Genomic DNA, 14820 nt, shown 5'->3' with positions numbered 1-14820 from the left:
AAAATATTAGAAGATTTTTTATGTAAAAAAAGGTATAGTTATGAAACTTTTTTAGATGGCGTTTTTTTCGGAAAACGACGTATTATTCCTTTTACTTTTTTGAGGTTTTTCAAATGGGTGCGTTAAACAGTATTTTAGGTATTGTTGTACTTTTACTGATTGCCTTTGCATTATCTAATAATCGCAAAGCAATTAGTTTTCGTACAGTATTAGGGGCATTGGTTCTACAAATCGGGATCGGTGCGGTAATCCTTTATTGGGAAACAGGTCGTAAGGGCTTACTAGCAGCTGCAGAAGGCGTGAGTAAAGTTATCAACTATGGTAATGATGGGATCAGCTTCTTATTCGGTGGCTTAGTTAGCGATAAAATGTTTGAAGTATTTGGCGGTGGCGGTTTCGTTTTCGCTTTAAAAGTTCTTCCTCCGATTATTTTCTTCTCATCTCTCATTTCTGTACTTTACTATTTAGGTATTATGCAGATTGTCATCCGTATCCTTGGCGGTGCGTTACAAAAAGTATTAGGTACATCAAAATCAGAATCAATGTCTGCGGCGGCAAATATCTTTGTCGGTCAAACAGAAGCCCCTCTTTTAGTCAAACCTTATATTAAATCAATGACTAACTCTGAGTTATTCGCGGTAATGTGTGGTGGTTTGGCTTCAGTTGCCGGTGCGGTAATGATTGGTTATGCAGGTATGGGCGTACCGCTTCCGTATTTAATTGCGGCATCATTTATGGCGGCACCGGGCGGTTTATTATTCGCGAAAATTCTTCATCCGCAATCAGAACAATTTAAAGATGAATTAAGCGATGATGATATTGAAGAAAAACCTTCTAACGTAATTGAAGCAGCTGCGGTTGGTGCATTCTCAGGTATGCAATTAGCGATGAACGTTGGTGCAATGTTATTAGCATTTATCGCATTAATTGCAATGCTTAATGGCTTTATCGGCGGTGTTTCTTCAGTTATCGGTTATGAAAATGTAACATTACAATCACTATTCGGTTATGTGTTCCAACCTTTAGCATGGTTAATCGGTGTGCCTTGGGGCGCTGAATCTCAAGTTGCGGGTTCATTAATCGGTCAGAAATTAATTTTAAATGAGTTTGTTGCTTATGCGGATTTTGTAAACTACTTAAAACCTGAAGCAACGGTGGCATTAAGCCCGAAAACTATCGCAATCATCACATTCTCACTATGTGGTTTTGCTAACTTAAGCTCAATCGCAATTTTAATCGGCGGTTTAGGTGGGATGGCACCAAGTCGTCGTAGTGATGTTGCTCGTATGGGGGTTAAAGCTGTTGTTGCGGGTACGCTCTCTAATTTAATGAGTGCGGCGATTGCCGGATTATTTATCGGTATCGGCGGAGCGGTAATGTAATCGCTAATGCTTTTATAGAGAACACCACTGGAAACAGTGGTGTTGTCATTTTAGGGTTAAGTAAACGTTTGCGTATGTAGATACAAGCGTTATAATTTTTTCATATTTTACAAATGTAAGATGGAGGATCATATGAGTTTAAAAGATTCGGCAAAAATCGCTTTATCTTTAATGGATCTAACGACATTAAATGATAATGATACGGACGAAAAAGTGATTACACTTTGTCAGCAAGGTAAAACGGAATTTGGTACGCCAGCAGCAGTCTGTGTTTATCCTCGCTTTGTGCCAGTTGCACGTAAAGCCTTAAAAGCGCAGGGAACCGAGCAAGTTAAGATTGCCACGGTAACGAACTTTCCACACGGTAACGATGATATTGAAATTGCAGTTGCGGAGACCAAAGCTGCTGTGGCTTATGGTGCGGATGAAGTGGATGTGGTATTCCCTTACAAAGCATTAATGGCTGGCAACGAACAAATCGGTTTTGAATTAGTACAACAATGTAAGGCAGTTTGCCAAGCATCAAACGTATTACTAAAAGTCATCATTGAAACTGGTGAACTTAAAACCGCTGAATTGATTCGTAAAGCGAGTGAGATTTCCATTAAAGCCGGTGCGGATTTTATAAAAACCTCAACAGGTAAAGTGCCGGTAAATGCAACTTTAGAATCTGCTCGCATTATGTTAGAAGCTATTCGTGATTTAAATGTCGCGAATAAAGTTGGCTTTAAAGCAGCTGGTGGTGTAAAAACGTCGGAAGAGGCGGCACAATATTTAGCGTTAGCTCAAGAAATTCTTGGAAAAGATTGGGTGAATGCGGATCACTTCCGTTTCGGGGCTTCAAGTTTATTAACCAATCTGCTTGCAACTTTAAATGATCAAGCAACTAAAGAAGTTAGTGGTTACTAATAGTAAGCGGTTGAAATTTATTAATTTTTTACAAGCTATATCGTAATAGAGGAAAACAAAATGGCTACTCCACACATTAACGCACCTGAAGGTGCATTTGCTGACGTTGTATTAATGCCGGGCGATCCGCTTCGTGCAAAATATATTGCGGAAACATTTTTAGAAGATGCCGTACAAGTAACGGACGTACGTAATATGTTCGGTTATACTGGTACTTATAAAGGTCGCCGTATTTCGGTAATGGGACATGGTATGGGGATCCCATCTTGTTCAATTTATGCTAAAGAATTAATTACTGAATACGGGGTGAAAAAAATCATCCGTGTCGGTTCTTGCGGTGCTGTGCGTCAAGATGTAAAAGTACGTGATGTTATTATCGGTTCAGGAGCTTGTACTGATTCAAAAGTAAACCGTATACGTTTCCGTGATAACGATTTTGCAGCAATTTCTGATTTTGATATGACATTAGCAGCCGTTCAAGCGGCGAAACAAAAAGGTGTTGCAGTACGTGTTGGTAACTTATTCTCTGCGGATTTATTCTATACACCAGATGTAGAAATGTTTGACGTAATGGAAAAATACGGCATTTTAGGCGTGGAAATGGAAGCAGCTGGTATTTATGCGGTTGCAGCAGAATATGGTGTGAAAGCATTAGCAATTTGTACCGTTTCAGACCATATTCGTACCGGTGAACAAACTTCATCAGAAGAACGTCAATTAACTTTTAATGATATGATTACCATTGCGTTAGAATCTGTATTAATCGGCGATCAAGCGGAATAAGTGGTTAATTCTGCAGATTATTTTATAAATCCTCTGAGATGAACATCTTGGAGGATTTTTTTATATAAGTCATCATGTTAAAAATAAGATTGATTATTTATTCATTTTTAGTGAATCTTTATTCTGTTTGGGTTTGAAATTCTACTTGAATAAGAGTAAGATGCTTAACGTTTTGACAGTAATAAGGATTTATGATGAGTAAATATAAAATTTTTGTGGACGGTGCAGTCGGTACAACCGGTTTGCGTATTTTTGACCGTCTAGCCAGTGCAGAAGATATTGAATTATTGAGCTTGCCGGAAGAATTACGTAAAGATCTTAATGCTAGGGTAGCGAAAGTCGCAGAAGCTGATTTGACGTTTCTTTGTTTACCGGACGAAGCCTCTAAAGAATTAGTGGCGAATGCCCTGGCAAATGCAAGAATTTGTGATACTTCAACCGCTCATCGTGTTAATCCAGACTGGATCTATGGCTTTGCCGAACTTTCCGGGCAGTTTGAAAAAATTCAAAATGCGAATCGAGTTGCTGTGCCAGGTTGCCATGCTACAGGTTATATTGCATTAGTTCGCCCTCTTATTGAAAAAGGTGTACTGAGTGCCGATTATCCACTTTCTTGCCATTCTCTCACCGGCTATTCCGGCGGCGGTAAAGCGATGATCGCTGAATATCAAAACCAAGATCGTGAACAAAAATTCAATGCTCCTCGTGTTTATGGATTAGCTCTCAAACATAAACATTTACCGGAAATGCAAGTGCTTACCGGTTCAAACCACCCTCCTATTTTCACACCGGCAGTTGCCGACTATTACAACGGAATGTTGGTGACTGTACCGCTCCCTGTTTCAGCCCTTTCACAAGAGGTCAATTCTGCCGAAAAAATTGCAAATTTATTCAGCGAGTATTACCAAAACGCAAAATTGATTACGGTTCATCCTGCTTGTTCACTACCTGAAGATGGAATGTTGGCGGCGAATGAGTTTAGTGGTAAAGACAGCCTTGAAATCTTTGTTTACGGTAATGAAACACAACTGTTATTGTGTGCACGTTTCGATAATTTAGGTAAAGGTGCATCCGGCGCGGCGATACAATGTATGAATATTATGCTAGGCCGTGAAGAAACTGCCGGATTAGAAGTATAGTCAGCGTGAGATATTATTTGGGGTTTAAAATGTTACAAAACGAAGTTGAAAATTTTGCAAATCTTTTAGAAAAAGCGACCACTTATCTTGCTCCGTATCAAGAAAAAATTATCGTAGTGAAATACGGCGGCAATGCGATGATCAATGAAGATCTTAAAAAATTGGTGATGCAAGACATTTTATTGTTGAACCAATTAGGTGTGAAAGTGGTATTGGTACATGGTGGCGGGCCGGAAATTTCACAAGGAGTGAAATTGCTCGGTAAAGAACCACAATTTATCAATGGCTTGCGTGTTACCGATCAAGATACGATTAATGTGGTATTACAAATGCTCGCTGGTAAAGTGAACAAAAGTTTGGTGGCATTATTAAAAGGTAAAGGCGTTGGTTTATGCGGTATTGACGGCAATATGTTGCAATGCGAAAAGTTACAAGCTGAAGTAGATTACGGCTTTGTCGGCGAGATTGTTAAAGTAAATAGCCAATTATTGGATCTTACGTTAAATGCGAATTTAATTCCGGTGATTTCTACGGTTGGTGTGGATGATCAAGGTGTCGCTTACAACATCAATGCGGACACGGCGGCGAGTGAAATTGCGATGGTATTAGGTGCGGCGAAACTCGTTAGTATGACGGACATTGCAGGCTTATTACGTGATCGCTTTGATGAAAGTACGTTGATTCCGGAAGTTGAAGTCAGCGAAGTACAAGGCTTAATTGATCAAGGCATTATCGCTGGCGGTATGATTCCGAAAATCGCTTGTTGTACTGATTTTATTAATGCTGGTGGCATTGAGGCAAATATCATTGACGGACGAGTACCGCACGCCATTTTAGTTTCACTATTCGGTGGTAAAAACGGCACGCTTTTTTATAAAAATAATTAGGAAGAGAAAATGAACAGCAACGACATCAAACAATTAGATACAGATAATATCGCTCAAACTTACGGCAGATTTAATCTCGCCCTTTCACACGGAAAAGGTTGTGATGTATGGGATTTTGAAGGTAATCAATATTTAGATTTTACTAGCGGTATCGGCACCAATAGCCTCGGCTGGGCGGATGATAGTTGGCTGACTGCGGTAGCTACTCAGGCGGGTAAATTACAGCATACTTCAAATTTATTCTTTACTGAGCCGTCTGGAGTACTGGCAAAAAGTTTGGTTGAAGCAAGCGGTCTAAAACGAGCATTTTTTTGCAATTCGGGTGCAGAAGCGAATGAAGGGGCAATTAAAACCGCGCGTAAATATAGCCATGACAAATACGGCAAAGGCAGAGCGACCGTACTCAGTTTAGTTAATTCATTTCACGGACGTACGATTTCAACCCTTGCAGCAACCGGACAAGATGTGTTTCATCAGCACTTTTTCCCATTTACACAAGGTTTTGAACATACGCCGGCTAACGATTTAGAGGCTTTACATACACGTCTTGAACAAAATGATGTATGTGCGGTAATTTTAGAAGTAGTGCAAGGCGAAGGTGGTGTTTGTGCATTAGATGCCGAATATTTACAAGGTGTACAAGCGATTTGCCAAGCCAAAGATATTATTTTTATTATTGATGAAGTACAAACCGGTATCGGACGTACCGGAAAATTATTCGCTTATCAGCACTTCGGCTTACAGCCGGATATTATCACGCTTGCTAAAGGCTTAGGCGGCGGTTTACCAATTGGTGCTTTCGTATTAGGTGACAAATGCCAAAATACACTCGGTAAAAGCGATCACGGTTCAACCTTTGGTGCAAATCCGGTCTGTTGTGCAGCTGCAAATGCAGTATTATCCAAAATGGATGAAAAATTCCTTGCCGATGTTGCGATTAAAGGCGAAAAATTACGAGCAGCATTGCTCACGCTACCAAAAGTAAAATCAGTTTCCGGCTTAGGTTTAATGCTTGGTATTGAGTTTGAAGATGAGGTAAAAGCGGTTAATGTGGTGGCGAAAGCAATAGAAAAAGGCGTATTAACGCTCACGGCGAAAACTAAATTACGCTTATTACCGCCACTAATCATCTCTGAACAACAGATTGCACGAGGTGTTGCTGTGTTAAGAGAAGTGTTAGAGAATTTATAAGCGTTTATAAAGTAAAAGGATTGTATCTTACGATACAATCCTTTGTCACATTAGCTACGTTTCATCAACTCGAAAAATTCTTCGTTAGTTTTTGCTACACCAAGTTTATCAATTAACCATTCCATAGCAGCCACTTCATCCATTGGATTTAACACTTTACGTAACATCCACGCATTGCGATGCTCTTCCGGTGACATTAACAAGTCATCTTTACGTGTACCAGAACGGTTAAACTCAATCGCAGGGAATACACGGCGTTCCGCAATTTTACGAGAAAGGTGTAATTCCATATTACCGGTACCTTTGAACTCTTCAAAGATAACTTCGTCCATTTTTGAACCGGTATCAACTAATGCCGTTGCGATAATGGTTAAGCTACCACCTTCTTCTACGTTACGTGCCGCACCGAAGAAACGTTTCGGACGGTGTAAGGCATTTGCATCCACACCACCAGAAAGGATTTTACCTGAAACGGGCGTTACTGTGTTGTAAGCACGAGCAAGACGAGTAATAGAATCTAATAGAATCACTACATCTTTCTTGTGTTCTACCGAACGTTTTGCTTTCTCAATTACCATTTCTGCCACTTGTACGTGACGTGTTGCCGGTTCGTCAAAGGTAGATGCAATCACTTCGCCACGTACAGTACGTTGCATTTCAGTAACCTCTTCCGGGCGTTCGTCAATTAACAGCACGATTAATTCACATTCCGGGTGATTGTGAGTAATGCTTTGTGCAATATTTTGTAATAGAACGGTTTTACCAGCTTTTGGAGGAGCAACGATCAAACCACGTTGACCTTTACCAATTGGAGAGGCTAAATCAAGAATACGAGCGGTTAAGTCTTCGGTTGAACCGTTACCTCGTTCCATACGTAGGCGAGAATTAGCATGTAATGGCGTTAAGTTTTCGAATAAGATTTTGCTACGAGATACTTCAGGTTTATCGTCATTAACTAAATCAACTTTTAATAATGCAAAGTAACGTTCACCTTCTTTTGGGGGACGAATTTTACCTTCGATTTTGTCACCGGTTTGAAGATTGAAACGGCGAATTTGGCTTGGTGAAACGTAAATATCATCAGGGCCAGCAAGGTATGAGCTGTCTGCAGAACGTAAGAAACCGAAACCATCCGGTAGGATTTCTAAGATACCTTGACCGAAAATATCTTCACCGCTTTTGGCGTGTTGTTTAAGAATTGCAAAAATGATGTCTTGTTTACGTAAACGAGCTAAGTTTTCTAAGCCCATTTGACCTTCACCGATCGCAACAAGATCCGATACGGGAGTGTTTTTTAACTGAGTAAGATGCATAGGAAATATTTGATAAAAAGATTGGATAAAAATAATTAGATACGGAGATCACCGTAAAAAGATGTGGCGAATAATACAGCAAATGAGGCTTAATTGCAAACGCTTTACCGAAATAGACCGCTTGTTTATCACGATTAAAATGAAAAATGCCAGCATTAAGCCGGCATTTTGTAATAAATTAGATTTCAATACCTTCAAATAATAAGGTACTTAAATAACGTTCTGAAGCCGATGGAAGAATAGCTACGATTTGTTTATCGGCAAATTCCGGTAATTTTGCTAAGCGATCTGCCGCTGCAACAGCCGCACCCGATGAAATTCCGACTAAAATACCTTCTTCCGCCATAATTCTACGTGCGGTTGCAATCGCTTCTTCACTTGAAACTTGTTCAACACGGTCAATAAGGCTTAAGTCTAAGTTAGTTGGGATAAAGCCTGCGCCGATACCTTGAATTTTGTGTGGGCCCGGTTTTACTTCTTCGCCATTTAAGGTTTGCGTGATAACCGGTGATTCTTTCGGTTCAACGGCTACTGAAAGAATTTGTTTACCTTGATCTTGTTTAATGTAACGAGAAATACCTGTAATCGTACCGCCTGTACCGACACCGGCAACGATTACATCTACTTTACCTTCCGTAGCATTCCAAATCTCAGGACCGGTAGTTTGTTGGTGAATAGCTGGGTTAGCCGGATTTTCAAACTGTTTTAGCATAACATAACGGCTTGGATCACTTGCGACGATTTCTTCCGCTTTAGCAATCGCACCTTTCATACCTTTCGCACCTTCGGTTAATACGAGGTTAACGCCTAAACCACGTAATAAACGTTTACGTTCGGTACTCATTGTTTCCGGCATAGTTAGTGTAATTTTATAACCGCGAGCCGCTGCGACATAAGCCAATGCAATACCGGTGTTACCGCTGGTTGCATCTACGATTTCTTTACCTTTAGTTAAAATACCGTCTTTTTCTGCTTGCCATACCATATTGGCACCAATACGACATTTCACACTAAAACTTGGGTTACGAGATTCAACTTTTACTAATAAATTTCCGTTTTGACCAAAGTTTTTTAAACGAACAAGTGGTGTATTACCAATAGTATATGAATTGTCAGCATAAATTGTCATAGTGTTATCCCTTTAGTTAGTATTAAGAAGTTGGAGAGAGAATACGTCATTTTGTATCAAGATGTTAGTGGAGAAAATTCATTTTATATAACAGAAAGATATATAGGTTGAATTTACTCATTATGAATGGGATCTAGGACATAAAAAGCGGTCTAATCTTACTTTTTTGTAAAATTAAACCGCTGGTTTTTGATTGGATAAATATATTGTTATTTCAATTCACGTGCGCCTTGATTATCGACTTTACAAATATGGATAAATCCTTCGTTGTTTTGCAGATATTCTTTTTCAAGGTAAGCAACCAATTTTTGAGCGTGTTCCAAATCCGGAGCGATTGCATACATTGTCGGACCGGAACCTGAAATACCCACCGCTAATGCACCTAAGTCTTTACAACCTTGGCGAACAACAGGGAAGTTTGGTAACAAGTTTTCACGATACGGCTCTGCAATTAAATCTTTCATCATCGTGGCGGCTAATACATCTTGATGCGTATGGCAAGCGTGTACAAATGAACCGAGATAGCGTGCCTGTTGAATCATATCTTGACGAGTATAGTTTTTCGGTAAAATCGCACGAGCTTCTGCGGTTGACACTTCAATGCCCGGATAAGCTAATACCCAATACCATTCATCAAAGAACGGAATGGTCTGGCAAATATTGCCGAGTGATTGAGTCATCAACTGTAATCCGCCCAAATAACAAGGTGCAACGTTATCATAGTGGATTGATCCGGAAATACGTCCTTCCAATTCGCCCATCATTTCTAACAATTCCATTTTTGAGAATGGTTCATTATGAAATTTATTGAGAGCAACTAATGCCGCCACGATTGAACAAGCACTTGAACCTAAGCCTGAACCAATTGGCATATTTTTTTCAAGTGTGAGGCGTAAGTTTTTAACCGCACCGCCACGTAATTTCAAGCGTTCGCTAAATAATACATAGGCTTGATAAACGATATTTTTTTGTGGCTCTTTCGGTAATTTACGCACGAAATAACCGGCACTTTCCAGTTCAAAAGCGGTTTCGCATTCTTCAATTTGTACCACATCACCGAGTAACGAACCGTCAATCGGTGAGATTGCTGCCCCTAAAGAATCAAAACCTACGCTGAGGTTAGCACTTGAAGCCGGAGCATAAATTCGTAACATTGTCATTAGTTTGCGCCTCCTTGGAGTGTGCGAAGAATATCGGCAAAAATACCTGCGGCAGTTACATCAGTTCCTGCACCATAGCCTCTTAATAAGAGTGGAATCGGGCTGTAATAACGGGTTAAGAATGCAAGTGCATTTTCACCGTCTTTTACTTTATAAAGCGGATGGTTTTCATCGACAGCTTCAATTGCGACACGGCATTTATCGCCAGTAATTGAGCCGACATAACGTAATACTTTGCCTTCCGCTTTTGCTGCTTGAACACGTTGAGCAAATTCCGCATCGACTTCCGGTAATACTTTTAAGAATTCTTCCTTGCTCATGCCTTCAGAGAAGCCTTTTGGTAATACGCCTTCCACTTCAATATCATCAAATTCCAATGCTAAACCGGTTTCACGTGCAAGAATTAATAGCTTACGTGCTACATCTGCACCGGACAGATCATCACGAGGATCTGGCTCAGTGAAACCTTTTTCTTTCGCAATTAACGTTGCTTCTGAAAGGCTTAAGCCTTCGTCTAATTTACCGAAGATAAATGAAAGTGAACCGGATAAAATCCCTTCAAATTTTTCTACTTCATCACCGGCAGCTAGTAAATTCTGTAAGTTTTCAATTACCGGTAAGCCTGCACCTACATTTGTTTCGTATAAGAATTTATGTTGACCTTGGCGAGCTGCATCACGAAGCTCTTGGTAATATTGATAGCTCCCCGTATTCGCTTTTTTATTTGGCGTTACGACGTGGAAACCTTCTTTTAATGCACGGGTATAAAGGTTTGCTACAGATTGTGCTGCGGTACAGTCAACAAATACTGGGTTTACAACGTGATGTAATTTGATGAATGATAATAAAACATCGAAATCAGAAGGTTGAGTTGCTGTTTCTAAATCGCTTCTCCAGTTATCTAAATTTAAACCGTTTTCATTGAGTAACATTTTATCGGCATTTGCTAATGCACATACACGGATCTCAATATCCTTCTTTGCTAAGAAATCTTTTTGTTGTTTGATTTGTTCGATTAATTCGCCACCAACACCGCCGACTCCAACAAGAAAGACTTCAATTGATTTTTTATTACTAAATAAACCTTGGTGAGTTGCTTTTACCGCTTCAATCGCTTTATTCATCGGCACTACCGCTGAAATTGAACGTTCTGAAGAACCTTGTGCAATCGCAACAATACTGATATTCGCTTGTGCAAGTGATGAGAAGAAACGAGCTGCAATACCTTTCGCAGTACGCATACCATCACCCACCACCGAAATAATTGAAAGCTCACGAATCATATCAATCGGATCTAAATCGCCGTTAGCAAGCTCTTGAGCAAATTCTGCATTTAAACAAGCGGTCGCTTTTTCCTCAAATTTTGCAGGAACACAGAAACTGATGCTGTATTCAGAAGAAGATTGCGTAATTAAGATGACCGAAATACCGGCTTTTGACATGGTAGAGAAAACACGAGCCGCCATACCGACCATACCTTGCATACCTGAACCCGAAACGTTAAACATTGCCACGTTATCAAGATTGGTAATCCCTTTCACTTTTAAGCCGTCTGTTGCAACATTACCGTCAATTAATGTACCTTTGGCATCAGGATTTGCGGTGTTTTTGATTAAGCATGGGATATTTAACGGCACTAACGGACCAATGGTACGAGGGTGAATGACTTTCGCTCCGAAGTATGAAAGTTCCATTGCCTCTTGGTAACTCATTGATTCTAAACAAATAGCTTCAGGTACTAAGCGAGGATCACAAGTATAAACACCGTCCACGTCCGTCCAAATTTCGCAACAATCCGCTTTTAGACAAGCAGCTAAACACGCAGCAGAATAGTCAGAACCATTACGACCAAGTAATACGAGTTCACCGTTTTCATTACCAGCGGTAAAGCCTGCCATTAACACCACATTTTTCTTTGGAATTGAATTAGCATCAACACGTTTGGTAGATTCAGCAATATCGACTGAGGATTCTAAATAGCTACCGTGTGCTAATAATTTTTCAACAGGATCAATACGAGTCACTTCATAACCTTTAGCCTCGAACCACGCTTGCATCATGGCAATCGATAATTTTTCACCACGACAATGAATGGTTGCCGCAATACTATCCGGTAATGCTTTGGTTTTTGCTGCTTCACTTGCCACGCCTTGAATTTGAGTTAATTCCGCTTCGACTAAAGCTAATAAACCTTCACGATCCACATTATTATTTACCGCATATAAACCGTTGATAATATTATGGAAAATTTCGGTGGCTTCTTTAAGGTTGGTTTCAAAGGATTCGCCAGCAATCGCTTTATCGACAATGGCGACAAGATGATTGGTGATTTTAGCCGGTGCAGAAAGCACACCAGCAGCTTGGTCTTTTAAATGTGCTTTTTCAATAATGTCAGCCGCTTGGATAAAGCGTTCCGGGTTAGCAAGCGATGTACCGCCAAATTTAAGAACTCGCATAGTTTCTCCTGATATTTAGATTAATGTTTGCAAAATTAGATATAAAAAAACCCGCTTTTTAGCGGGTTTTTGTGTTTTCTGTTCTCTAGCTACAAGCACCCGCACTACGCTTTAACGTAATGGTAATCATAGTGCCGATGGTCATAATAACGTTTTGCATTTTGTTGCATTTCTGACTAGAAAAAAAGTTATTGAGAGAATGGCGGAAACGGTTGCATTTGTCAATCTATTTACTTAAAAAAGTTTCAGGTTCAATTTTCTTTTTTGTAAATCTTCTTGATTGTTTTTGGAAGCTAAAATTGCTGTGAATTTACCCTAGAATGATATGAGGAATATATGAAAATTCTGCAAATTAAAGCAAACATTACATTTTTTCGTGATTACATCAAAGCTAAGTTATAGTTATAAAAAGGTTAATTCAAATTTAGCAAATTTGTATTCTTATAAATATGATCTCTTTTATCTCAACTTTGAAAAAACTTTTTAGAGGTAATCCTTGAGAATAAATTGATTTAGATCAGAAAAGTGCTAAAATTTCAGAGCTTTTGTGCAGTTTCAGCACAAGCAGTGATTACTTATTATTAACTAAAAGGAAGCTAAAATGGCATACCAATTACCAGAATTAGGCTACGCTTATGATGCGTTAGAGCCACATTTCGATAAAGCAACGATGGAAATCCATCACTCAAAACACCACCAAGCATACGTAAATAACGCAAATGCAGCATTAGAAGCTCACCCAGAGCTTTTAGAAAAATGCCCGGGTGCATTAATTAAAGATTTAAGCCAAGTGCCTGCTGAAAAACGTACTGCAGTACGTAACAACGTTGGTGGTCACGTGAACCATACGCTTTTTTGGAAAGGTTTAAAAAACGGTACAACTTTACAAGGTGCATTAAAAGATGCCATCGTGCGTGATTTTGGTTCTGTAGAAGCGTTCCAAGCGGAATTTGAAAAAGCGGCAGCAACACGTTTTGGTTCAGGTTGGGCGTGGTTAGTGATTGAAGACGGCAAATTAGCAGTTGTTTCAACAGCAAACCAAGATAACCCAATTATGGGTAAAGAAGTTGCAGGCGTTTCGGGTTTCCCTATTTTAGGTTTAGATGTTTGGGAACACGCTTACTACTTAAACTACCAAAACCGTCGTCCAGACTACATTAAAGCATTTTGGAATGTGGTAAACTGGGACGAAGCAGCTCGCCGTTTTGAAGAAAATGGTTCACACTGTGGTTGTGCAAAATAATTGAGTAAGTTACTCGATACTAGATAAGTCAACAAGCGGTCGTTTTTGCAAGATTTCTTGTAAAAACGACCGCTTCTTATTTGGATTATTTATACTCAAAAATCACGCGTGGCGTAAGTTTAGTAATCAATTCATAGCTGATTACGCCGATATGTTGTGCGACATCTTCAATAAGGAGATCTTTTCCCCAGAAAATCACTTCATCACCGACTTTATCTTGACTGTCAGCACCCAAGTCAACTGTAAGCATATCCATCGAAACTCGTCCGACAATCGGCACAATTCGTCCGTTAACTAAAACTGGCGTACCTTCTGGTGCATTACGAGGATAGCCATCACCGTATCCCATTGCCACGACACCTAATTTTGTATCTTTATCACTTACCCAAGCACCGCCATAACCGACCGGTTCGCCTGCTTTATGTGTTCTTACCGCAATCAAAGACGAAGCAAGCGTCATCACCGGTTTGAAGCCTAAATCAATAATTGGCGTATAGTGCGGAGATATGCCGTGCATAATAATGCCAGGACGCACCCATTCATAATGAGCTTGTTTCCAATATAAAATGCCGCTTGATGCGGAAATACTACGTTCGTGGGTAGGATAAGGTTCTGTTGCTGACTCGAAGATTGCAATTTGTTTTTCGGTGTAACCACAATCAGGTTCATCCGCACGGCTAAAATGACTGACAAAGCTAATACTTGCTACTAATGGACAGGCTTTTAAGCGTTGATAGAACATCTCAACTTGTTCTGGATGGACACCTAGACGATGCATACCTGTATCAATTTTTAACCAAACATTGATTGGGAAATAAATTTTTGCTTTACGTTTCCAGAATCCTTTTTGCTGCTCTTGTTGCCATTCTTGAGCAACTTGCTCAAGTAATTCAAGCTGTTCTAAGCAATGAACTACCGTATCAAAACGGCGAGAGAGTGTTTTTAATAATTCTTCTCGGTCAAAGAAGCCTTCAACTAATAAAATTTTGCCGGTATAACCAGTTTCTTGAATTTCCAATGCTTCTCTTAAACGTGCAACGCCAAAACCATCGACTAAATCGGCAAGCGTACCAGCTGCGGGTAATAAGCCTTGTCCATAGGCATTAGCTTTAATCATGGCGAGGAGTTTTTGTTGAGGTGCAAAAGTTTTGATCAGTTCTATATTATGACGGAGAGCCTCTTGGCTAATAGTTGCTGTTGCTGGTTTCATTTTATTTGTTCTATTACT

Annotated in this window: 12 protein-coding genes and 1 pseudogene; 8 read left to right on the top strand and 5 right to left on the bottom strand. The window is 39.8% G+C overall.

Going from position 1 to position 14820, the window contains the following annotated elements; genetic code table 11:
- The first annotated feature begins 113 nt into the window (after positions 1 to 113).
- From NYR60_RS04170 to NYR60_RS04145, 6 genes are all read left to right on the top strand, one after another.
- Positions 114 to 1382 carry a NupC/NupG family nucleoside CNT transporter gene (locus NYR60_RS04170; RefSeq protein ID WP_279467878.1) on the top strand — a complete coding sequence of 423 codons (1269 nt, stop codon included), beginning with the start codon at positions 114 to 116 and terminating at the stop codon, positions 1380 to 1382.
- A gap of 132 nt (positions 1383 to 1514) precedes the next feature.
- Positions 1515 to 2291, top strand: coding sequence for a deoxyribose-phosphate aldolase (gene deoC, locus NYR60_RS04165; protein WP_279467877.1), 777 nt, complete (start codon positions 1515 to 1517; stop codon positions 2289 to 2291).
- A 60-nt stretch (positions 2292 to 2351) separates the two neighbouring features.
- On the top strand, positions 2352 to 3074 hold the full coding sequence (deoD, locus tag NYR60_RS04160; RefSeq protein WP_279467876.1) for a purine-nucleoside phosphorylase: 723 nt from the start codon (positions 2352 to 2354) through the stop codon (positions 3072 to 3074).
- Between the two features lie 194 nt (positions 3075 to 3268).
- Entirely contained in the window at positions 3269 to 4213 is a 945-nt protein-coding gene (gene argC / locus NYR60_RS04155) for an N-acetyl-gamma-glutamyl-phosphate reductase (protein WP_279467875.1), read from the top strand.
- 29 nt (positions 4214 to 4242) lie between these two features.
- Positions 4243 to 5100, top strand: coding sequence for an acetylglutamate kinase (gene argB, locus NYR60_RS04150; protein ID WP_279467874.1), 858 nt, complete (start codon positions 4243 to 4245; stop codon positions 5098 to 5100).
- Between the two features lie 9 nt (positions 5101 to 5109).
- Positions 5110 to 6291 (top strand): aspartate aminotransferase family protein, encoded by a 1182-nt coding sequence (locus tag NYR60_RS04145; RefSeq protein ID WP_279467873.1) that lies wholly within the window; start codon positions 5110 to 5112, stop codon positions 6289 to 6291.
- 50 nt (positions 6292 to 6341) lie between these two features.
- On the opposite strand, the gene rho is transcribed toward NYR60_RS04145, so the two are convergent.
- The 4 genes from rho to thrA all read right to left on the bottom strand — a co-directional run bounded on the left by rho (position 6342) and on the right by thrA (position 12349).
- On the bottom strand, positions 6342 to 7604 hold the full coding sequence (rho, locus tag NYR60_RS04140) for a transcription termination factor Rho (protein WP_279467872.1): 1263 nt from the start codon (positions 7602 to 7604) through the stop codon (positions 6342 to 6344).
- A gap of 178 nt (positions 7605 to 7782) precedes the next feature.
- Positions 7783 to 8733, bottom strand: a complete 951-nt coding sequence (gene cysK, locus NYR60_RS04135; RefSeq protein WP_279467871.1) for a cysteine synthase A — start codon at positions 8731 to 8733, stop codon at positions 7783 to 7785.
- Between the two features lie 209 nt (positions 8734 to 8942).
- The gene (gene thrB, locus NYR60_RS04130; protein WP_279467870.1) at positions 8943 to 9893 is read right to left on the bottom strand and encodes a homoserine kinase; all 951 of its coding nucleotides are present in this window, start codon (positions 9891 to 9893) and stop codon (positions 8943 to 8945) included.
- Entirely contained in the window at positions 9893 to 12349 is a 2457-nt protein-coding gene (gene thrA / locus NYR60_RS04125) for a bifunctional aspartate kinase/homoserine dehydrogenase I (RefSeq protein WP_279467869.1), read from the bottom strand. The genes thrB and thrA overlap by 1 nt, the downstream gene beginning before the upstream one ends.
- Positions 12350 to 12716: 367 nt before the next feature.
- On the opposite strand from thrA, the pseudogene NYR60_RS09460 reads away from it, so the two are divergent.
- Together NYR60_RS09460 and sodA are read left to right on the top strand one after the other, a co-directional pair.
- Positions 12717 to 12836 (top strand): annotated as a pseudogene (locus NYR60_RS09460) (surface lipoprotein assembly modifier); the annotation flags it as partial.
- Between the two features lie 114 nt (positions 12837 to 12950).
- Positions 12951 to 13592 carry a superoxide dismutase [Mn] gene (gene sodA, locus NYR60_RS04115; RefSeq protein ID WP_279467867.1) on the top strand — a complete coding sequence of 214 codons (642 nt, stop codon included), beginning with the start codon at positions 12951 to 12953 and terminating at the stop codon, positions 13590 to 13592.
- An 85-nt stretch (positions 13593 to 13677) separates the two neighbouring features.
- Here the strand turns inward: sodA and alr are convergent, their stop codons facing one another.
- Positions 13678 to 14802: an alanine racemase gene (alr, locus tag NYR60_RS04110; RefSeq protein ID WP_279467866.1), complete on the bottom strand. Its 1125-nt coding sequence runs from the start codon at positions 14800 to 14802 to the stop codon at positions 13678 to 13680.
- Between the last annotated feature and the right edge of the window lie 18 nt (positions 14803 to 14820).

This window comes from Actinobacillus genomosp. 2 (assembly GCF_029773605.1).
GTDB lineage: Bacteria > Pseudomonadota > Gammaproteobacteria > Enterobacterales > Pasteurellaceae > Actinobacillus.
Note: the sequence above shows the minus strand (reverse complement) of the source record. Positions and strands in the feature narration are given on the sequence as shown.